Genomic DNA, 19748 nt, shown 5'->3' on the forward strand with positions numbered 1-19748 from the left:
CCACCCCTTCCCCCCCGGTCCCGTGGGCCACCCCCCCCCAGTCCCCGGGCGGCGCCCCCCGCACCCCACGCGCGGAACCCCCCCCCCCCCCCCCCGGGCCGCTCTGACGCCATGTCAGAGCGGGATGAGCTCCGGCCGCTTGGCCTCGACGTGGTCGCCGGAGGACTCGCCGCGCAGCCGCCGGCCGACCCACGGCAGCAGGTACTCGCGCGCCCACTGCAGGTTCTCCCGGCGGTGGTCGGCGGCCGACTGGACGGGGAGGGCCGGCCACGGCGCCTCCGGGTCCTGCTCGGTGCGCAGGCCCAGCGAGCGGGCGGCCAGCAGGGCGACCCGCTGGTGTCCCTCGGGGGAGAGGTGGAGCCGGTCGTCGCTCCATGCCCGGCGGTCCTGCACGGCGCGCAGCGACCAGAGGTCGGCGACCTTGCAGCCGTTGCGGTCGGCGACGGCGCGCATGTGGCCGTTGTAGGTGGCGATCTTGCCGCGCAGGTGCTTCAGCAGCGGCACGCCCCGGGTGTCGAAGCCGGTGCAGATAAGCACCGTCCCGGCGGAGTCGGTGAGTCGGGCGATTGCCGCCTCGAACCGCTCGGCCACCTCGTCCGGGTCGCTGCCCGGGCGCAGGATGTCGTTGCCACCGGCGCAGAAGGTGACCAGGTCGGGCTGGATGCGTCGGACCTGCGGCACCTGCTCGGCCGCGATCTGGTCGAGCAGCCGGCCGCGTACCGCGAGGTTGGCGTACCGGAATCCGCCCGGCGGCTGCCCGTCGGCGAGCAGCCCGGCCAGCCGGTCGGCCCAGCCGGCGAAGGAGCCGGCCGCGCCGGGGTCGTTCAGGCCCTCGGTGAAACTGTCCCCGAGGGCGACGTACGAACTGAGGTCAAGGGTCTCCTGGAGGTTCGGCATGAAGTAGATAGTTCACTGTCTCAAGTGACCTACGCCACCGTAGGTGGCCGGTGGCGCTACGTGAGATCGGCCACGTAGGGGAGTGGCGGGGAGGGAGGCGCGTGGACGAGGGGGAGGGGCGAGGGGCGCGCGGCGGGCCGTCGTGCGCCGGGGGCCGCGCCGGGTGCGCGGGGGGTTGCGTCGGCCGGAAGCGCCCGCGCGTGTGTGCGAACGGCGCGGGCCGGGCAGCCGCCCTCTGGGCGGCGCTCGCTCGCGACCGCGACGCGACCGCGGCCCCGTACTCCCGTACTCCTCCAATCCCGTGATCCCGATACCCCGACAGCCCGATATCCCGAACTCCCGGACGGCGGAGGTTGCCACATGCCGAACCGAACCCCGGAGCGCACGGCCAGGCCGCGGCGCTACCTGATGTGCCGGCCGACGCACTTCACCGTCGACTACGCGATCAACCCCTGGATGGACCCTGGGCGTCCGACCGACACCGCGCTCGCCCTCCTCCAGTGGGAGCGCCTCCGCGCGCTGTACCGCCGGCTCGGCCACACCGTCGAGCTGATCGACCCGCTGCCCGGCCTGCCCGACATGGTCTACACCGCCAACGGTGCGACCGTGCTGAACGGCAGGGCGCTGGTCGCCACCTTCCGGCACCCGGAGCGGGCCGGGGAGTCCGAGGCGTACCAGGAGTGGTTCCGGGCCCACGGGTACCGTGAGGTCCACCGGGCCGGCCACGTCAACGAGGGCGAGGGCGACCACCTGGTGGCCGGCCGCCGGGTGCTCGCCGGGACGGGGTTCCGCACCGACCCGGCCGCGCACGCCGAGGCACGGGCGCTGTTCGGCGTCCAGGTGCTCAGCCTCACCCTGGTCGACCCGCGCTTCTACCACCTGGACACCGCGCTCGCCGTCCTCGACGACGACCACGTCATGTACTACCCCGCGGCCTTCTCGCCGGACAGCCAGGCGCTGCTGCGCAGCCTCTACCCGGACGCGATCCTCGCCGACCGCGCCGACGCCGAGGTGTTCGGCCTCAACGCCGTCTCGGACGGCCGGCACGTCCTGCTGCCGGAGGCCGCCAAGGCGCTGGCCGGCCGGCTGGCCGAGCACGGGTACGAGCCGGTTCCGGTGGACGTCTCCGAGCTGCTCAAGGGCGGTGGCGGGGCGAAGTGCTGCACGCTGGAGCTGCGGCCCGCCTGACCGCCATCAGCGCTCCGTGACGAGCAGGACCTCCAGGGTGCGCGGCCCGTGGACGCCCTCGACGCGGTCGAGTTCGATGTCGCTGGTGGCCGAGGGGCCGGAGATCCAGGTCTGCGGACGGGTGGGGTCGAGCCGGAGGAGGGCGAGCGGGACGGAGGCGACCACCTGCTCGGGTGCCAGGACGACGCAGAGGTGGTGGTCGGGGACGAGGCTGAGCAGACGGCGGCCCTGGGCCGGGCCCGCGTCCAGGACCAGCGTGCCGGTCTCCGCGATCGCCAGCGCACACCCGGTCAACACGCTGTCCGTCCGGTCCAGTCGGGCGGCGGTGAGGGTGCCGTCGTCCGGTCGCTGTTCGACTGCGGTGGCGGCGCAGAGCCAGGCCGGCGGCAGGCCGGCCGGGACGGCGACGCTGCGGGAGCCGCGCGCCGTGAGGAGTGCGGCGACGAGTGCGGGCAGTCCGGCGGCCGTGCAGCGGTGGACCTCGGCCCGGTAGTCGGCCAGGTTGTGGTGCAGCAGATCGAGCAGGGCGGCCGGGTCGTCCGTCGGTGCGTGGCTCGCCGAGTAGGCCCGGGGAAGCGGCTGTTCGTCGGCGGCGCGAGCGGTGCGGCCGTCGAGCGCGGCGCGGATCCGGCCGAGGATCAGCTCGCGGGAGCCCGGCGTGCGGTGCGCGGTCACCGGCGGTTCCTCCGCCACCAGTCGCGGAAGGGTTCGGCGGGCAGTTCCGGGAGGTCCCGGGCGTCGGTCCAGGCCCGGCCCGGCCCGGGCAGCCGCTGCGGGCGAAACCGCCTGGTCCGGGCTGCCGCCCGCTCGGCCGCGCGGAGCAGCCCCGGGTGGTCCAGTACGTACCCGGCCGCCGCCATGGCCGCCCGCTCCAGCCGGTGGCCGCGCTGCCCGGCGACCCGCTCGCGCAGGTGGACCAGGACCTCGGGGATGTCGATCGCCACCGGGCACACCTCGTAGCAGGCCCCGCAGAGCGAGGAGGCGAACGGCAGCGACGCCTCCACCACGCCGGAGGTGCCGCGCAGTTGGGGCGTGAGGATGGCGCCGATCGGCCCCGGGTACACCGAGCCGTACGCGTGCCCGCCGGCCCGCTCGTAGACCGGGCAGACGTTGAGGCAGGCCGAGCAGCGGATGCAGCGCAGCGCCTGGCGGCCGACCTCGTCGGCGAGGGTGGCCGTCCGCCCGTTGTCGAGCAGTACGAGGTGGAACTCGGACGGGCCGTCGCCCGAGGTGGTGCCGGTCCAGAGCGAGGTGTACGGGTTCATCCGCTCGGCGGTGGAGGAACGCGGCAGCAGTTGCAGGAAGACCTCCAGGTCGCGCCAGGTCGGCACCACCTTCTCGATGCCGACCACCGAGATCAGGGTGCGCGGCAGGGTGAGGCACATCCGGCCGTTGCCCTCGGACTCCACGACCACCAGCGTGCCGGTCTCGGCGACCATGAAGTTGGCGCCGGACACGGCCACTTGGGCGCGGAGGAACTTCTCGCGCAGGTGCAGCCGGGCCGCCTCGGCGAGATCCGCGGGCGTGTCGGTCAGCCCCTCGGGTGCCGGGCGCCCCCATGAGGCCATCCGCCCGGCGAAGATCTCGCGGATCTCGGCGCGGTTGCGGTGGATCGCCGGGACGAGGATGTGCGAGGGCCGGTCGTCACCCAACTGCACGATCAGCTCGGCGAGATCGGTCTCGTACGCGGTGATGCCCCCGGCGGCGAGCGCCTCGTTCAGGCCGATCTCCTGGGTGGCCATCGATTTGACCTTGACCACTTCGCGCTCGCCGGTCGCGTGGACCAGCCGGGTCACGATCGCGTTGGCCTCGTCCGCGTCGGCGGCCCAGTGCACGGTGCCACCCGCCGCTGTCACGGCCTCCTCCAACTGGACGAGGTACCGGTCGAGATGGCGCAGCGTGTGGTCCTTGATCGCCTTGCCGGCGGCGCGCAGCTCGGCCCAGTCCGCGAGCTCGGCCACCGCACGGGCCCGCTTGTCGCGGATGGTGTGGGTGGCGTGCCGTAGGTTGGCGCGCAGCGTCGCGTCCCGGGTCGCGCGGGCGGCGGCCTCCGGGAAGGCGGGCAGGCCGAGGAAGGTGCCACCGCTCAATGGGGGCCTGCCTTGTGGATCGGGCCTGGTCCGACGTGATCCGCAAGGCAGGCCCCCTCCCTCCAGGGTTCGGCTTCGGTGCTCGCCAGGATCTCGGCGAGGTGCAGCGGACGCAACGCGCCGCCCCGGCGGCGCAGCATCCCGCCGAGGTGCAGCAGGCAGGAGTTGTCGGCGCCGCAGAGCACCTGGGCGCCGGTGGAGAGGGCGCTGCGCACCTTGTCCTCGCCCATCGCCGCCGAGACCGCCGGGTTCTTCACGGCGAAGGTGCCGCCGAAGCCGCAGCACTCCTCGGCGCCCGGCAGCTCCGCCAACTCCAGCCCGCGGACCGCCCGGAGCAGTCGCCGGGGCCGGTCGCCGAGGCCCAGCACCCGCAGCCCGTGACAGGACGGGTGGTAGGTCACCGTGTGCGGGAAGTAGGCGCCGACGTCCTCGATGCCCAGCGCGTCGGTCAGGAACTCGGTCAACTCGTACACGTGCGGTACGAGTTGCGCGGCGACACGGGCGAGTCGGGTGCCACGGCCCTCGGCGGCGGCCCTGGCCCCGATCCGCGGGTAGTTGTCGCGGACCATCGCCACACAGGAGCCGGACGGGGTCACCACGTGGTCGTATCCGGCGAACGCCCGGGCCGTCCGTCGCACCAGCGGCTCGCAGGCCCGACGGTAGCCGGTGTTGAACTGCGGCTGACCGCAACAGCTCTGCCCGGCCGGGAAGTCGACGTCCACCCCGAGCCGCTCCAGCAGGCGGACGGTGGCGACCGCCGTCGACGGGTACAGCGCGTCGTTCACGCAGGTGGCGAAGAGTGCGACCCGCATCGTCCCTCCCTACGCCGGTGGTCGGGGAGCCGTCGGCCGGCCCGCCGGTGATCGTGCGGCAGCGATGCTACCGAGCGGGCCCGCCGTGCGGGAGGGTGCCGCGCCGTGCGGGAGGGCTGCCGCGCCGGCGGGCGAGGGCGGATCGTCGCCGCTCAGGCGTCCTGGCCGAGCCAGAGGTCGGGGCCGAACACCTCGTAGTGGATGGCCGCGGCCGGGACGCCCGCCGCGAGCAGCTGGGTGCGCACCGAGCGCAGGAAGGGCAGCGGGCCGCACAGGTACGCGGTAGTGCCGGCCGGGACTGTGACCGTCGAGAGGTCGACCAGGCCGGTGCGCTCCCGCGGCCAGTCGCCGAGCGGCTGCTCGTAGAAGACGTGGGCGGTGGCGCCGGGCAGTTTGGCGGTGAGCCGGCCGAGGTCGGCGCGGAAGGCGTGCGAGAGCTGGTCGCGGTCGCCGTGGACGGAGATCACCGTCCGGGTGGATCCGGTGGCCGCGAGGTGGGCGAGCATCGCCGTCATCGGGGTGTTGCCGATGCCGGCCGAGGCGAGCAGCACCGGGCCGTCGGCGCCTTCCCCGTCGGTCAGCGTGATGTCGCCGAGCGGTGGGGCGATGTCGAGGACGTCGCCGACGTGAACGTGGTCGTGCAGGTGGTTGGAGACCTCGCCGGCCGGTCCGCCGGCGGCCGCGGGCGTTGCCCGCTTGACGGTGAACTGGAGCGCGCCGTCCGGGTTTCCGGAGAGGCTGTACTGGCGGATCTGCCGGGCGCCGTCCGCCATCGTGGCGCGGACCGAGACGTACTGGCCGGGCCGGGAGGGCGGCACCGGGCCGCCGTCGGCCGGGCGGACCAGGTACGTGGTCACGTCGTCGGTCTCCTGGTAGCGGGCGACCACCGTGTACGGGCGCCAGAGCCCGGCCGGGTCACCGCCCTGCGCGGCGGCGGACTCCGCGCGCAGCCGGTCCTCGACGGCGATCAGCGCGTTGGCCATCAGCCAGTACACCTCGTCCCAGGCGGCGGCGACCTCCGGTGTCACGGCCTCGCCCAGCACCTCGACGATGGCGGCGAACAGGTGCTGGTGGACGATCCGGTACTGGTCGCTGCTGATGCCGACCGAGACGTGCTTGTGCGCGATCCGGGCGAGCATGGCGTCAGGGCGCCGGTCGGGGTGGGCGATCAGGGCCGAGGCGAACGCGGCTATCGAGCCGGCCAGCGCCTGCTGCTGGGTGCGGTTGGCCTGGTTGCCCCGGTTGAACTGGTCGCGCAGCAGCCCGGGGTGGGCCGCGAAGAGCTTGTCGTAGAAGAGCGGCGTGATCTCGCCGATCGCACCGCCCACGACGGGCAGGGTGGCTTCGATGACCTCGGCGGACTTGGCGGACAGCATCGGGCTCGCTCCAAAGTGGTATCTGAGAGTCGTATTTTTGGTCGTGCGGAGGTGGGCAGCGGCGAGGTGCCGGTGTGGGGGCGGGAGGGCGTCGCGGGGTCGAGGGGATCAGTCGGTGGGTCTGCCGGAGAGGCTCAGCAGTACCGGCCCGGTGGGGGAGGCGACCAGGTCGCCGATGGAGAGCGGATCGAGCGCCGCGAAGAACGCCTCCTGTGCCGTGCGCAGCGCTCCGCGCAGCCGGCATGCGGCCCGCAGCGGACAGGGCGGCTCGTCCTCGCAGCCGACCACGTCGCCGACGCCCTCCAGCTCGCGCAGCAGCAGCCCGAGCGAGCCGGTCCGGCCGGCGAAGGTGAGGACCAGGCCCCCGCCGCGCCCCCGCCGGGCCTCCACCACGCCGAGGTGCTGGAGCCGGCTGACCACCTTGGCCGCGTGCGTGTACGGCACGCCGACCGCCTCGGCCACCTCGCGGGTGGTCGGGTTGGCGTCCTCGTCGAGGACGGCCAGCCGCATGGCGATGCGGAGGGCGATGTCGGAGCTCTTGGTCAGCCTCACGTTCGAAGGCTATCTAATGCGACTCCAGGAATCCAATTTCTTCTTGAGGTGATTCGGCGAGTGGTTCGGGGGCGTTTCGGTGGGTGGTTCGGGGGCGCCCCTGGCCGGACGCCGGCCTGCCGGTCGGGCGACGGAAAGTGTTCTCCGCCCCACTTCTTGATGGTCGGTCGGCTGGTGACTTTACTTGACATGGCTTCGTCGTAGGCGGGGTCGGTTCGTTCCCTTCACCTTCCGCTTCAGGAGGACACCCGCATGGCGCTCTCCCGTTTACGCCGCGTCACCGTCGCGGTCGCGACCCTGTCGCTTGCCGCCCTGGCGGCCGGCCAGGCCGCGGCCGCTCCGGCGCCCGCCCCCGCCCCCGCCCCGGCCCCGCAATCCGTTGGCCGGGTCGCCACGATCGAGGACCAGGTCGCCCGTGACCTGGCCAGATCCCTCGCCGACCCCGCCTGGCGCTCCCAGGTGCGGTCCGCGGCCGAGTCCGCCGGCACCGAGCTCGCCCCGCTCGCCGCCGCCGGCACGCCCGCCGCTCATGCCCTCGCCGAGACCGCGGCCGCCGCCGACCGTAAGATCGCTACGGCGAAGGGCCTCGACGCGGGTGTCGGCCCGCTGCTGCGCGTCCAGTTGGCCGATCCGTCGATGCGGGCCGCTCTCGACGCCGGCGCCACGCCGCTGGTGGCCACCGCCGTGGCCGACGACCACGCCCGCACCGTCCGGGCCTACGACACCGCGGGGCGCGTCCACACGCTCGACGCCACCCGGGTCCCGGGGCAGCCGGTCTACCTGGTCGACATCGACACCGCGAAGGCGATGGCGGCCGGCGCCGAGGTGCTGGGCCGGGAGTTCGCCGCACGGGGCCTCGCCGGTGCACAGGCCGCGGGCGGCTGGTGGGCCACCAAGATCGACAGCATCGAGGTGTCCGACGACCAGGAGCCCTGGTTCAAGGGCGCGGCCGAGATGTTCGGCCTGGTCACCGGATTCGGGCAGGACGGCAAGGTCCGGGTGGACTCGGTCGCCATGCCCTACCTGCGCTACGACGGCACGGTGTACTACCCGAACCAGATCCTGGTGAACTGGTCGAACTACAAGTACAACCTGGCCGACGTGGTCCTGATGGAGGACGACGGCGACACCAACTACCTGGCCCTGGCCCAGGCCGTCGCCGCCGTCCTGCTCACCATCGCCGACCAGGGCGCCTACATACCGCTCGTCAACGCGGTGCTCGGCGCCCTGCCCACCTCCTGGTGGACCGACGACCCGGACTACGTGGAGTCCTGGTACACCCTGGCCCGGACCAGCTCCGGCCGGCTCAACGGGGCCACGGGCAACGGCTGGATGACCGTCGAGCCGTACTGGGTGGAGCAGTTCTGAGCCGGGTGGTCCTGCCCTCCGGCTGACGCGTCGACAGCCGGCCGGCCCGGCACCGGCACCGGCACTGCCCACCCGGCCCGTCCGGCACGGCGGCCGCCCCCACACCCGAAACGGCATGGGGGCGGCCGCTGTCGTGCCCCCGGCATCGGGCGTACCCCCGGCATCAGGCGAGGCCCGGCATCGGGCGTGGCCCGGGATCAGCCGGCTCCGCCCCCGGCCGGGCCCCCGGTGCCGGTGATCTCGCGAACCACCTCGTCGTAACGGTGGAAGAGGCGGGGTCCGGGCGCGGGGTCGGACCGTTCGGCGCGGAGCAGCAGCCGCCAGCAGTCCGCCGTCAGCGCGCGCGCTTGGGCGCCGGGCCAGGGCCGGGGCAGCAGCTCCGGAGGAAGCAGCGGGTCGAGGGCCGTCGCCCGGGTGAACTCGGCGGCCAACTCGACCGTGATGGCGAGGCGTTCGGTCCGGCCCGGGAGCCCCGGGGGAGTGCCGGCGGTCAGCCGGGCCAGCCGCGCGCGTGCGACGGCCGCCAGCCGGCGGTGCCCGTCGGCGAGTTCGTCCAGCGGCCAGAGCCGGCGGGCCAGGGCGATCGGGTCCGACTCGCCGCCGATCCGCAGGTCGGTGCTGGTCAGGAGGGTGAGACGGGCGCGGACGCCGAGCCGGTCGGCCTCCGCCTCGACGTACGGTTCCCACGCGTTGGCGCAGGCGTAGACACCGCCCTGGACGGCCGCGCCGCCCAGCCGGACCAGTGCCTCGCGCAGTGCGTCCCGGGCCTGGCGGGCGGGCTCGGGCACGGCGAAGGCGGCGAGGTGCCAGCTGCCGTCCCAGGGGGCGAGCCCGGCGTCCTGGGCGTACATGTGCCGGACGAAGTCGACCTCGGGGTCGGCCGCCCGCTGGGCCTCGGCCGTCTCCCGCAGCACGGCGCGCCGGCCGCGGCCGTCCTGGACCAGCAGGCCGTCCGCCGCCATCCGTTTGATGCAGAGCCGCACCTGCTGGTCGGACATCCCGAGCGCGCCCGCCACCTCGTACAGCTCGCCCGCGTCCACCGTGCCGTCCGCCCGGACCAGCCCCTCCACCAGTGTCCTGGTGGGGACGTCGGCCCGCAGTTCCTCCGTCATCATGCCGCTCCCTTCCTCCCGGGAGTGTAGTACGCTCAAAACTATCGAGAGAAGAACGATAGTTTCGATTGCGATAGATATGGTGGCGAGATGGCACGAGGGACACCCCGCACCTGGCTCCGGCGCCTGCTCGGATCCCTGCTCGCGCTGGCCCTGTCGGCCGGTGCCGCAGGCGGCTGGGTGGCCTACCAGCACAGCTACGACCTGCGCGAACAACGCGTCACCATCACCGGTGGCGCCCAGCCGCTGGACGGCGTGCTCGCCCGGCCCGAGGGCGGCGAAGGGCCGTTCGGCCTGATCGTCTTCGTCCACGGCGACGGGCCTGCCGACGCCACCCGCGACACCTTCTACCGTCCGATCTGGGAGGCCCTCGCCAAGGCCGGCTACGCCTCGCTCTCCTGGAACAAGCCCGGTGTCGGCGGCGCCCCCGGGGACTGGCTCGACCAGAGCATGGACGACCGGGCCGCCGAAGCCGCCGCCGCCATCGCCTGGGCCAAGACCCGGCCCGGCATCGACCCCGGCCGGATCGGCCTCTGGGGCATCAGCCAGGCCGGCTGGGTGCTGCCCAAGGTGGCCAACCGGGTGCCCGAGGTCCGGTTCGTGATCGCCGTCTCCCCGGCCCTCAACTGGCTCCGGCAGGGCCGCTACAACCTGCTCGCCGAACTCGCCCACGACCACGCACCGCAGAGCCGCATCGACGCCGAACTCGCCCGCCGGGAGCGGGTCAACGAGCAACTGCGCCAGGGCGCGACCTACGAGCAGGCGCGGGCCGCCGTCGGCTCCGACCTCGGTGACCTGACGCCCGGGCGGTGGCGGTTCATCGGCAGGAACCACACCGCCGACGCCACCGCCGACCTGGCCGTGCTCAAGGTGCCCGTCCTGCTGGTGCTCGGCGGCCGGGACCGCAACGTCGACGTCGCCGACACCGAGACCGGCTACCGCCGACTCCTCACCGGGCCCGGCCAGTTGACCGTCGTCCGGCATGCGGACGCCAACCACAACCTGGTGCGGCCCGAGGTCGAGGACGACGAGATCCGGGGCCTGCTCACCATGCTCGCCGCACCCCGCTCGATCTACGCCGACGGCTATCTCGACGACCTCCGGCGCTATGTCGCGGCCGTTCCTCCGACCGCGGGGCCCCGATGAGGATCCTCGCACTGGGGGGCGCCGGAGCCATGGGCGCCGCCGCCGTCCGAGCGGCCGTCGCGCTTCCCGGCGTCCGCGAAGTCGTCGTCGGCGACCGCGACGTGGGTGCGGCGCTTCGACTCACCGCCGAACTCGGCCTCGGCACACCACGGCTGTCCGCACGTCGGATCGACGTCACGGACGAGGCGGAGCTCGAAAAAGCGCTCGGCGCCGCCGACGTGGTGCTCAACACCGTCGGCCCCTACTACCGGTTCGGCCCGACCGTGCTCACGGCCGCCATCCGCTCCCGAACGCACTACCTGGACCTCTGCGACGACTGGGAGCCGACCGTCCGGATGCTCGAACTGGACGGCGAGGCACGGCGGTCGGGCGTCACTGCCGTGCTCGGCATGGGCGCCAGCCCCGGCATCTCCAACCTGCTCGCCGCGCTGGCGGCGGAGCGGCTCGACACCGTCCACGACCTCTACACGGCCTGGCCGGTGGACGTCCCCGACACCGGCGAGGAGCCGGGAGACGTGGGGGCCGCCGCCGTCCACTGGATGGAGCAGATCAGCGGCACCGTCGCCGTTGTCGAGCAGGGGGAGCTGGTGCGGCGGCCCCCGCTGCGGCCGGTCACGCTCGCCCTGCCGGGCGGCCGCGCCGGGACGGCCTACACCGTCGGCCACCCCGAGCCGGTCACCCTGGGCCGCAGCCTCGCCCCCACCGGGAACGCGGCCTGCCTGATGGTGGTCACCCGGGGCACCGTCGCCTTCCTGGACGGGCTGCGCCGTGACCTGGACCGCGGCCGGCTGGACAACGAGTCCGCCGCGTCCCTGCTGACCGGCCCCCCGCTCGGTCGCGCGCTGACCGCGGGCGTCCGGGCGGCCGGGTTCCGCGGCCCGGGCCGCCTGCCGCCGTTCTTCGCCGCCGCCACCGGCCTGCGCGACGGCCGCCCGCTCACCGTCCTCGCCCACCCCGCAGAGGACCCGCCGCGCCTGCTCGCCGACATGGCCCTGGCCACCGGCGTCCCGTTGACCCTCGGCCTCGCCCAGGTGCTGGACGGCACGGCACGCCGCCCGGGCGTCCACCCGCCGGAGGCCGTCATCGACGCGGCGCGGTTCTTCCGCGACCTGGAGCCGTACTCCCCGGGTGGCGTGGTGGTCGAGGAGACGGCCGGGAGGTGAGGCCCCTCACCGCCCGCCGTTCCGTGCGCGCGGCCGGCACTCGAACTCCGGGGCCCTTCGGCTCAGTAGCCGGTATCCGGCGCCTCGCAGGAGCGGTGTGGCCGACAGAACGACGCGAAGTTCCACCCGGTCATCCCGGCCGATGGCGGCCCTGGCCGGAAGTGGCGATCCGTCCTGACCGGCGCCGCGCTCACCGCTGAGGGCCGGCGCCCTCGGGGAGGAGGAGGTCGCGGTCCCGCCAGGCGCGCTCCCACTGGCGGGTCAGCGACGGGTAGATGATCAGGTGGCGGAACGGTGCGATGCACGCCATGTACAGCCGTCCGAACCGGCCGTTGGGCTTGACCAAGACCGCCATCCGCAGTTCGTGGCCGCCATCGCCGGTCGGCACCCACCCCAGGTGCATGAGGGTGTGGACGGTCTCGTTCGCCAGTTCGCGGACGGACTCGTTGTCGAGCTGGTACACGGGGGTGAGCGGCATCCCGCCGGAGTCGGAGCCGTCCACGGTCTCGTGGAGGTCGCGCGGCAGGCGGTCGCGCAGCGACGGGACCCGCTTGCCGAGCCCCGCCGTGGGCTTGTCCCAGCCGAACAGGGCGCCGAGCTTCCAGCGCACCGCGAACAGGAACCGGACCGGCAGCGGCTGCCTGGTGAATCCGGCGCGCGCCCGCATCGCGGCGAGCATCAGGGGGAAGTCATCCGGCCCGGCGCCGGGGGTGCGGTAGGACCACACGTCCTCGATCCGGAAGTCGCGGGTCAGCTCGTGGACCCGCCACGGCTGATCGGTGTGGGCTGCGAGAGGAAGTCTCATGGCCGGTGCCGCCTTTCCCACTCGGGGCGCCGCTTGCCGCCCCCGTTTTATACGCTTGCGTACAAGACGAGGCTAGACCCGGATATACGGTTGCGTATATCCGGGCGACGAGTGAGGTGGGACACACCGTGGGCGCTGCTCGCACACCGCGCGACCGATGGGTCGAGGAAGGCCTGCAGGCCCTGGCCGACGGCGGCCCGGACGCCGTCAGGATCGAGGCGCTGGCCAAGCGGCTCGGCGTCACCAAGGGCGGGTTCTACGGGTACTTCGCCGACCGCGACGCGCTGTTGGAGGCGATGCTGGACACCTGGGAACGGGAGAGCACCGACGAGGTGATCGACCGCGTCGAGCGCGAGGGCGGCGACCCGAGGACCAAGGCCCGGCGCGCGGGCATGCTCACCTTCTCCAACGACCGCCTGCGCCCCATCGACCTCGCCGTCCGTGACTGGGCCCGGCGCGACGGAGTCGTCGCCGAGCGCCTGCGCCGGGTGGACAACCGGCGCATGGCCCTGCTGCGAGAGACGATCGGCACCATCTGCCCCGACCCCGACGAGGTCGAGGCCCGCAGCCTGATCGCCTTCTGCGTGGCGATCGGCCACCACTCCCTCGCCGCCGACCACGAGGGCCGCACCCGGGCCGAAGTCCTGGCCCGAGCGGCCGACTTGGTCTTCGAACCGCCCCGGTAGGGCGGACGGCCTCTTGCGCCAGGCTTCGGAGCCGGGGCGCACGTGATCGGCGGCGGAGGAGGCGTGGTAGAGCCTGTCCGCAGGGCTGCGCGGGCGAGACGGCCGACAGTCACATCCGGGTCGGAGAACGCCCTTTCCGGATTCGGCACGCCCAGCCCGCCACTATGCCCAGCCCGCCACTACGACCGGTATCGGTAGAGGATCCGGCCACGGGTGAGGTCGTACGAGCTGAGCTCCACGAGCACCCGGTCGTACGGCAGGATCTTGATGTAGTTCTTCCGGATCTTCCCGCTGATGTGCGCGAGCACCTTGTGCCCGTTCTGGAGCTCCACCCTGAAGGTGGCGTTGCGCAGACACTCGACGACGGTGCCTTCGACTTCGAGGCCCCCTGCTGTTCTTGCCATGCTTCTCCCAGTTCTTCGGTCGGTGGTGATGTGGTGGAGCGTCAGTGGCACACCAGCTCCAGGTTGCTGCCCGTGCGCCGGGCGCCGACGCCCTCGAACAGCGCCGTCGCCGCCTCGTTGGATTCGTTCACCTCGGCCGACGCCGCTTCGGTCCCGGAGCGGTGCAGCGAACCCAGCACGTGGGCCAGCAAAGCCCGGCCGATGCCGCCGCGGTGCTGGCCGGCCCGGACCGCGATCAGCCCGATCCGTGGCCGTCGGGTCGCCGTCGCCAGCCTGACCAGGCCGACGTACTGGCCCGACCGCGCTGCCACCGCGTACTTCGACGGGTCCGGCAGGGTGGTCCCGTGCGGGTGGGGCAACACCTCGGCCGGCATCGCCTGCCAGCCGACGGTGGCCTCGACCTCCGCGCGAACGGCGCGGTCCAACGCGCGCAGCGGGCCCTCCAGCGCCTCGCCGGCGGGCACGATCGTCACGCCCGACGGCGGTCGCACCGCGTCGAGCCCCGTGACCTTCGGGTCGGTGGGCACGACGTACTCCCACTCGCGGCGCCGGACCGTGAAACCGACCCGCTCCCAGCTGGACGTCGAGTCGACGTCAGCCTCGTCGACCACCGTGTACAGCGGCCTCGGCAGGTCGGCGAGCATCGCCTCGGCGAGTCGGTCGAAGACCGCGCCGTGCCACGCGTCGATGCTCAGGAAGGTCCGCCCGTCGGGCCTGCGTGAAACGTCGCCGCAGCCGACCACCTGGTCGTCGGCCAGAGCGTGCCACTGCTGTTCCGCGACCCGCGTGACCACGGCCGGGGGCTCGCCCGCGCCCGCAGTGAAATGCACAGTATTCATAGGTGTCTGCCTTTCGGGAAAGCCTTGCGTTCAGGCGCTCCCGGCGACACCTACGTCAGTCGCCCGACCATGAAGGAAAAGGGGGAGCACCCATGGGACACAGCGTTCACGGGTCTCACCTCCTGATGACGGCTTCACGGTCGACCGAACGCTACCAGCCGGGGTCGCCCCGCCCAACCGCTTTTCGCGGATGCTCGTCGAAGCGTCCCGGGCAACCTTGGCGGCGGTCCGCTCGGCCCGATCAGGGCCCCGGCCCGGCACGGATGGACAGTCAGAACCACCAGGTGATCATGTGGTTTGATGTCCGCTGCTGATCTTCGAGGTGAAGAACGGAACGGGGGCATCACGATGGAAAAGATGAAGCGGCACGGGCGCAGTCTCGCACTGGCGGGGACGGTCGCCGCGCTCGCCCTGGGGACGGGCGCGTGCAGTTCCGACGGCGGCGGAGCGGCGTTCAGGGCCGGGGTCGTGCTGTCGAATCCCGACCAGGTGCAGGACGCGCTGCCGAGCCCGGCCTCGCTCCCCTCGGGGTGGCGGCTCGCCTCCGGTGCGAAGCCGCCGCAGACCATCGCGCAGGCCGAGGCGGCCAGTACCTGCCGGAGGAAACTGTCGATCAGCTGCTCAGGTCTCCAGCTGGGCGGCACCGTCCGCTACGAGTTGGCTTCCAACACCGACAACGACATCCGCTTCACCATGCTGACCTTCGACACCGTGGAGAACGCCGGCCCCGCCTTCGACGCGATGGTGACGTCGATGGAGAAGGGCAACAGCAAGGCGCACCGGATCGACGTGAAGGCGGCGGCCGAGCAGTCGCAGGGCTTCGAGCAGCCCGCCGAGTCGAGTGACTCCGCAAGTGGGGTCGTCGCCTCGGCCATGGCGCTGCGGATCGGCACCGTCGTGGTCCTGATCGAGCTGGACGAGGACGAGCGCGACCACAAGACGCTGCAGCAGTTCACCGCGCTCCAGGCGGAGCGGATCAAGCGGGTCCAGCAGGGCACCAACCCGGACGCCTGACGCCCCTGGTCGCGGGCCCTCGCGGTCTCCCTCTGCCCGGCCCTCACCCGCAGGGCGCGCCACTGCGCGCCGGTCCCGCACCCGATGTGGGGGGCGGCATCCATGCGCTGATGGTAGTGGCAGCGAAAACATCGCTCGATGCGGCGCCGCCACCGTCGGGGGCGTGGCGCCGGTCTCCCGACGGTCAGGCGGACAGGGCGCCCGTCATCGGGTCCGAGCCGCGCAGCTCGGTCCAGGCGGCGCGCAGGACGCCGATCTCCCAGTCGAACTGGAAGCGCGAGCCGAGGTGGAGATCGTTGACGTGCATGAGCAGTACGCGCCGGCCGCCGGACAGGTAGGCGTACGCGATCATGTCCGGCATGAGCGGATTGCCGGCCGCCAGCGGCAGGGGCTTGGCCCTGATGTCCTCGATCTCCGCCCAGGCCAGCCGGCGCGTCCGCACCGGCCCGTGGATCTGGATACCGGTGCGGTCCACCGAGGTGCCGGACCGCGGAACGGAAACAGCCACGACCACGATCCACAACAGTGCCGCCGCGCTCACCAGCAGCCTCACCCAGTTGGGGAAGAGCTCCTCGGCCCACATCGTGACCTCGAGTCCGATCGTCATGCAACCCATGGTGATCAGGGCCGCATTCGTCTTCCGCTGGTTCGCCCGGTACACGCGTGGCAGTTCCTGTGCCCCCATGGCCACTCCTCTCCCCCGGCTTCTCACTCTAGCGCCCTGAGCTGATCCATCGGCAGGAGGTGGTGACCTGACCCGACACCGCCATGACGTCACGTCGAGGCGATAGATCAGCGGCGAGCCCGGGCCGTTACGGACGAGCATGGAACGCATGACTGACCAACCGGCGGCCGGGATCGGTGTCAGGGGCCGGCGTTGCCCATGACCTCCGCCAAGGCGTCGGCCGACTCGGAGGTCGGACGGTAGAACCCCTGGAGGCTGACCGCGTGCTCCAGGCGGCCATCCACCCCTGGTGGCCGAGCCGGCGGCGTGGCAGGTTGGCGAGGATCTCGGGGAGTGGGTACAGCAAGTCGGGCTCCCATGGGATGAGTTGGTGGTAAGGAGCCCGCCCGGTTCCAGGTGACGGATGCTCAGCGATGGCTGGGCCCGCCGGTCAGTCGATGCCTTCGATGATGCGGAAGTCGCGCTCGAAGCCGTCGGGGAGGGCCACCAGCGCCTTCTGGTATGCCTCGCTCTCGTATGCCGCGACGGCCTGTTCAAAGCTGTCGAACTCGATCAGAACGACGCGTTGCGTGATTCCGGCTTCGTGGGCGACGACTCGACCGCCACGGGACAGGAGGCGCCCGCCCGCAGCCCGGACAGCCGGACCCGCCAGCGTGTTGTAGGCAGTCAGCATCTCAGGGTCGGAAATGGCGGGGTAGACACTGACCCAGTAGCCCTTGGCCATGGAAACCTCCTGTGTTCGGCCGGACACGTCTGACGTCGAATTGACACTCAGATCGATCCCGGCATGCGCAGGTTAGGGCTTGATGTGCGGTCGAGGGAAAGACCGGTAGGGGATAGGCTCAGAACGGATCGTTATCAATCGGCAGGGAGGGCACGTGGCGCCGGATACGGTGAGCCTGCGGTACTTCCTGGTGCTGGCACAGGAGTTGAACTTCACCCGCGCGGCCGCACGGATCGGTATCGCACAGCCCGCACTCAGCGCCCGGATGCGCCGATTGGAGGCGGAACTCGGTACGGCCCTGCTGGTCCGCAACACGCGTAGCGTCGTATTGACTACCGCCGGTGCGGCTTTGGCGGAGTCCGCGCCGCCCGCGCTGGCAGCGCTGGACCGGGCATGGGACACCGCCCGGAGCGCGGCGGCCGGTGAACTGGGCACGCTGCGCATCGGATACAGCCTCAGCGCCGGGGCCGAGACGGCACCGGCCCTGGTGGACAGGCTGATTCGCGGCAACAGCGGACTCAAGGTCGGCGCGGTCCCGATGGCGACACCGGAGATCTCCCCCGCAGTCGCCGACGGCCGCATCGATGCCGGGATCACCCGCGGTGAACAACCGGGCCGTGGCGTGCGCCGGTTCCTGCTGCGGCGTGCGCGCATCGGGGTCCAGCTGGCGCAGCACCATCCGCTGGCCGAACACCCGGAGATCGAGATCGCCGACGCGGCCGCGTATCCGCTGCGACTCCCGGACCGTGCGGCCAACCCCGTGATCCACGATCAGCTGTCCGCACTGTTCCGAGACACCCGACCACACCCCCGATTCCACACGCCCGCAGTCTCTTTCGACATGTCTCAGCGCGACCTGCGCGATGGGGTCACCCTCGCCCCGGCCGGAGAAGCCGCGGCCACGGCACAACCGGCCGGTCTCACCTGGCGACCGCTGCGGGGCGCGCCCAGCCTGACGATCCACCTGGTCCTCCCACGCGAGCAGTCGCCGCTACACCGCCGCATCCGTTCCGTCGCCAAAACCCTGGCGCACGAGCTGCACTGGCTGCCGGACTGACGCGCAAGAGGTCAAGCGAGACGGACGCCTGCGGTGGCGAGGCCGAAGACCCTGCGCCCGGCGGACTTCGCGGTGATGACGACGACGGCGGTCTTGCTGAATGTCCGACACGACCTCGCTACGCCGGCGGATCACCATCCGAAAGCCTGAGCACGAACGCGCCTTCGAGGTGCCTGCCGAGCGGCTGTACCAAGCACTCCAACGGACCCGAGTCGACTGGGCTGCCGACTGCGCGCGATGGCACCGAGACCACGAACTTGCCTGACAGACCCTTGGATGTCAGTCAGGCAAGTTCGCTCCGGAGTACTTGCCTGACTTGCCTTCTCCGAACTAGCCGCTTTCGCTCAGCCGGCCGTTCGCGTCCCGCGTCCAGCGGACAGTCGCCGCGTCGGTGAAGGAGAAGACAATTGGGCTGACATCGAGTCCTGTGGTGGCCAGGTCATCGCGCGTTGTGTCCGTTTCATCGGCCAGCCCGAGGGATGTGACTTCGCTGTCCGTCATCGGCTGGATCTGCTTGCCTTTGGCGACGATCATGACGTATCGGGTTGCTGTGTCTTCAATGTCGCGGGGAATCTCTACCTCGTAGATCGGCTCGTCACTGTTGTTCTCGATCACGTAGGCGTACCCCTCGCGGATCCAGGTGGGCCCCAGTCTCACGGCCTCTTGCCACATTGCGTATCCGTGGACGAGCCGAGCCTGCCCTCGACGTTCAATAGCCTTCTGCGTGCGATCCCGGGACACCTCCTGCCGGAGGAGAATGAAGCCGGTGATGAAGGCGGCGACTGTCCCAATGGCCGCGCCGAGCATGGAACAGGAACTGATCCAATCGGTCACCAGAGGGGTCGTGCTGACGGGAAGCGGGAGAGGCAATTGCATCGACGCCATGCTGGCACCGTAGAGAGCGCCGCCCTTGAACCCGAGCAGGCGCCTGGGGAGTAACCCGATCAGCGTAGGTCAGGGGTGGCACCGGACACTCTGAACTACGGAAATACCCGACACACCTTCTCCGAACTACTGCCGCAGAGGTTGACTCACGTCCGGCTGTATTGAAGTCAACCGGTCTGGTCCCGGTTCTCGGCGTTCCGAACTACCAGTTGGCTGATCGTGGCATGCCTACGAACACCGGCGAGTTCCGTCGTCGCTCATTGGAGTCAATCTGGGCGATCTTGTCATCGGTGGCCGCGAGGCTGACGGTCAGTTGCTCGACGTCGCCCAGCCATCCTTCGCGTTCGGCTTCGGCGATCCTGGCGTGGAGGTTCTCGCGGATCTCTTCCAGGCGATGGCGTTCGCCTGGTCCCACGATCAGTACCGGGCATCGAACACATGCTTCTCTGAACTTGTCGGGGCCCCTGGACCACCTCCGGAGCCTCGATAGAGTCGGGGTGATGACTGGGAACCGAGGCCGTTGGCCCAAGATCGATGAGGAACGTGGCGTCGAGGACGTGACGCTTCTGATCTTGGAGTGGCTGGGCGAGCAGGGTGTGAACGCCATGATCAGGATGGACGCCGAGAGACTGGCCGACAACGCGCCAGCGTGGACGTTCGCCGCCAGCGGCGGCCCGTTGGCGCATGGGATGCGAGCCGACGGGAGGACTGTTCAGCAGTGCATGTCCGTTGCTCTGGCCCGCCTGCGCGACTCCGGTCTGTCGGTTCCGTTCTGATCTTCGACCGCCTTTGCTGAACCTCGCCTTGGGAACTCAGAGGACGTTAAGTCCGTTTCTGGTAGCGGCCGCGGTCGGGTTGCTCGAGGACTCCCTGGCGGACGAGTCGTCCCAGGCGGGAGCGGGTGACGTTGATCGAGGGCTCGTCGGTGGGCAGCCCGAGGAGTTC

The 19748-nt window shown here is 71.8% G+C and carries 22 protein-coding genes; 8 read left to right on the forward strand and 14 right to left on the reverse strand.

Features of this window, described 5'->3' with window-relative positions; genetic code table 11:
- Positions 1–114: 114 nt before the first annotated feature.
- Positions 115–897 carry an SGNH/GDSL hydrolase family protein gene (locus tag ACZ6NC_RS40385; protein WP_465738887.1) on the reverse strand — a complete coding sequence of 261 codons (783 nt, stop codon included), beginning with the start codon at positions 895–897 and terminating at the stop codon, positions 115–117.
- 360 nt (positions 898–1257) lie between these two features.
- Here ACZ6NC_RS40385 and ddaH point away from each other — a divergent pair, with 360 nt between their 5' ends.
- Entirely contained in the window at positions 1258–2085 is an 828-nt protein-coding gene (ddaH, locus tag ACZ6NC_RS40390; protein ID WP_465738888.1) for a dimethylargininase, read from the forward strand.
- Positions 2086–2091: 6 nt separating this feature from the next.
- Here the strand turns inward: ddaH and ACZ6NC_RS40395 are convergent, their stop codons facing one another.
- From ACZ6NC_RS40395 to ACZ6NC_RS40415, 5 genes are all read right to left on the reverse strand, one after another.
- Positions 2092–2760, reverse strand: a complete 669-nt coding sequence (locus ACZ6NC_RS40395) for a LutC/YkgG family protein (protein WP_465738889.1) — start codon at positions 2758–2760, stop codon at positions 2092–2094.
- On the reverse strand, positions 2757–4175 hold the full coding sequence (locus tag ACZ6NC_RS40400) for a lactate utilization protein B (RefSeq protein WP_465738890.1): 1419 nt from the start codon (positions 4173–4175) through the stop codon (positions 2757–2759). The genes ACZ6NC_RS40395 and ACZ6NC_RS40400 overlap by 4 nt, the downstream gene beginning before the upstream one ends.
- Positions 4172–4987, reverse strand: coding sequence for a (Fe-S)-binding protein (locus tag ACZ6NC_RS40405; protein ID WP_465738891.1), 816 nt, complete (start codon positions 4985–4987; stop codon positions 4172–4174). The genes ACZ6NC_RS40400 and ACZ6NC_RS40405 overlap by 4 nt, the downstream gene beginning before the upstream one ends.
- Before the next feature lie 152 nt (positions 4988–5139).
- On the reverse strand, positions 5140–6363 hold the full coding sequence (locus ACZ6NC_RS40410) for a globin domain-containing protein (RefSeq protein WP_465738892.1): 1224 nt from the start codon (positions 6361–6363) through the stop codon (positions 5140–5142).
- Between the two features lie 108 nt (positions 6364–6471).
- A complete protein-coding gene (locus tag ACZ6NC_RS40415) occupies positions 6472–6915 on the reverse strand; it encodes an RrF2 family transcriptional regulator (protein WP_465738893.1) in 444 nt (147 codons plus the stop codon).
- 252 nt (positions 6916–7167) lie between these two features.
- Here ACZ6NC_RS40415 and ACZ6NC_RS40420 point away from each other — a divergent pair, with 252 nt between their 5' ends.
- The gene (locus tag ACZ6NC_RS40420; protein WP_465738894.1) at positions 7168–8283 is read left to right on the forward strand and encodes a DUF3103 family protein; all 1116 of its coding nucleotides are present in this window, start codon (positions 7168–7170) and stop codon (positions 8281–8283) included.
- 197 nt (positions 8284–8480) lie between these two features.
- On the opposite strand, the gene ACZ6NC_RS40425 is transcribed toward ACZ6NC_RS40420, so the two are convergent.
- Complete coding sequence (locus ACZ6NC_RS40425; protein ID WP_465738895.1) at positions 8481–9398, reverse strand: PaaX family transcriptional regulator C-terminal domain-containing protein; 918 nt, start codon at positions 9396–9398, stop codon at positions 8481–8483.
- Between the two features lie 87 nt (positions 9399–9485).
- Between ACZ6NC_RS40425 and ACZ6NC_RS40430 the strand changes: the two genes are divergently transcribed.
- Positions 9486–10541 (forward strand): alpha/beta hydrolase family protein, encoded by a 1056-nt coding sequence (locus ACZ6NC_RS40430; RefSeq protein WP_465738896.1) that lies wholly within the window; start codon positions 9486–9488, stop codon positions 10539–10541.
- Entirely contained in the window at positions 10538–11704 is a 1167-nt protein-coding gene (locus ACZ6NC_RS40435) for a saccharopine dehydrogenase family protein (protein WP_465738897.1), read from the forward strand. Before ACZ6NC_RS40430 ends, ACZ6NC_RS40435 begins: the two co-directional genes overlap by 4 nt.
- A 190-nt stretch (positions 11705–11894) precedes the next feature.
- Here the strand turns inward: ACZ6NC_RS40435 and ACZ6NC_RS40440 are convergent, their stop codons facing one another.
- Complete coding sequence (locus tag ACZ6NC_RS40440) at positions 11895–12509, reverse strand: DUF2867 domain-containing protein (protein WP_465738898.1); 615 nt, start codon at positions 12507–12509, stop codon at positions 11895–11897.
- Between the two features lie 128 nt (positions 12510–12637).
- Between ACZ6NC_RS40440 and ACZ6NC_RS40445 the strand changes: the two genes are divergently transcribed.
- Positions 12638–13195, forward strand: a complete 558-nt coding sequence (locus ACZ6NC_RS40445) for a TetR/AcrR family transcriptional regulator (RefSeq protein WP_465738899.1) — start codon at positions 12638–12640, stop codon at positions 13193–13195.
- A 179-nt stretch (positions 13196–13374) separates the two neighbouring features.
- On the opposite strand, the gene infA is transcribed toward ACZ6NC_RS40445, so the two are convergent.
- Both infA and ACZ6NC_RS40455 read right to left on the reverse strand, forming a co-directional pair.
- A complete protein-coding gene (gene infA / locus ACZ6NC_RS40450; RefSeq protein WP_465738900.1) occupies positions 13375–13599 on the reverse strand; it encodes a translation initiation factor IF-1 in 225 nt (74 codons plus the stop codon).
- 41 nt (positions 13600–13640) lie between these two features.
- Positions 13641–14438 (reverse strand): GNAT family N-acetyltransferase, encoded by a 798-nt coding sequence (locus ACZ6NC_RS40455; RefSeq protein ID WP_465738901.1) that lies wholly within the window; start codon positions 14436–14438, stop codon positions 13641–13643.
- 357 nt (positions 14439–14795) lie between these two features.
- Between ACZ6NC_RS40455 and ACZ6NC_RS40460 the strand changes: the two genes are divergently transcribed.
- The gene (locus ACZ6NC_RS40460) at positions 14796–15452 is read left to right on the forward strand and encodes a hypothetical protein (protein WP_465738902.1); all 657 of its coding nucleotides are present in this window, start codon (positions 14796–14798) and stop codon (positions 15450–15452) included.
- 184 nt (positions 15453–15636) lie between these two features.
- On the opposite strand, the gene ACZ6NC_RS40465 is transcribed toward ACZ6NC_RS40460, so the two are convergent.
- Positions 15637–16059: a PH domain-containing protein gene (locus tag ACZ6NC_RS40465; protein ID WP_465738903.1), complete on the reverse strand. Its 423-nt coding sequence runs from the start codon at positions 16057–16059 to the stop codon at positions 15637–15639.
- A gap of 508 nt (positions 16060–16567) precedes the next feature.
- Positions 16568–16861 carry a DUF1330 domain-containing protein gene (locus ACZ6NC_RS40470; RefSeq protein ID WP_465738904.1) on the reverse strand — a complete coding sequence of 98 codons (294 nt, stop codon included), beginning with the start codon at positions 16859–16861 and terminating at the stop codon, positions 16568–16570.
- Positions 16862–17015: 154 nt separating this feature from the next.
- Between ACZ6NC_RS40470 and ACZ6NC_RS40475 the strand changes: the two genes are divergently transcribed.
- Positions 17016–17918: a LysR family transcriptional regulator gene (locus tag ACZ6NC_RS40475; protein WP_465738905.1), complete on the forward strand. Its 903-nt coding sequence runs from the start codon at positions 17016–17018 to the stop codon at positions 17916–17918.
- 330 nt (positions 17919–18248) lie between these two features.
- Here ACZ6NC_RS40475 and ACZ6NC_RS40480 read toward each other — a convergent pair whose 3' ends face one another.
- Positions 18249–18803 (reverse strand): hypothetical protein, encoded by a 555-nt coding sequence (locus tag ACZ6NC_RS40480; protein ID WP_465738906.1) that lies wholly within the window; start codon positions 18801–18803, stop codon positions 18249–18251.
- A 202-nt stretch (positions 18804–19005) separates the two neighbouring features.
- The gene (locus tag ACZ6NC_RS40485; protein ID WP_465738907.1) at positions 19006–19218 is read right to left on the reverse strand and encodes a hypothetical protein; all 213 of its coding nucleotides are present in this window, start codon (positions 19216–19218) and stop codon (positions 19006–19008) included.
- An 85-nt stretch (positions 19219–19303) separates the two neighbouring features.
- Between ACZ6NC_RS40485 and ACZ6NC_RS40490 the strand changes: the two genes are divergently transcribed.
- Positions 19304–19579 carry a hypothetical protein gene (locus ACZ6NC_RS40490; RefSeq protein ID WP_041135040.1) on the forward strand — a complete coding sequence of 92 codons (276 nt, stop codon included), beginning with the start codon at positions 19304–19306 and terminating at the stop codon, positions 19577–19579.
- Positions 19580–19748: the final 169 nt, after the last annotated feature.

Source organism: Kitasatospora sp. NPDC041988 (assembly GCF_055588525.1).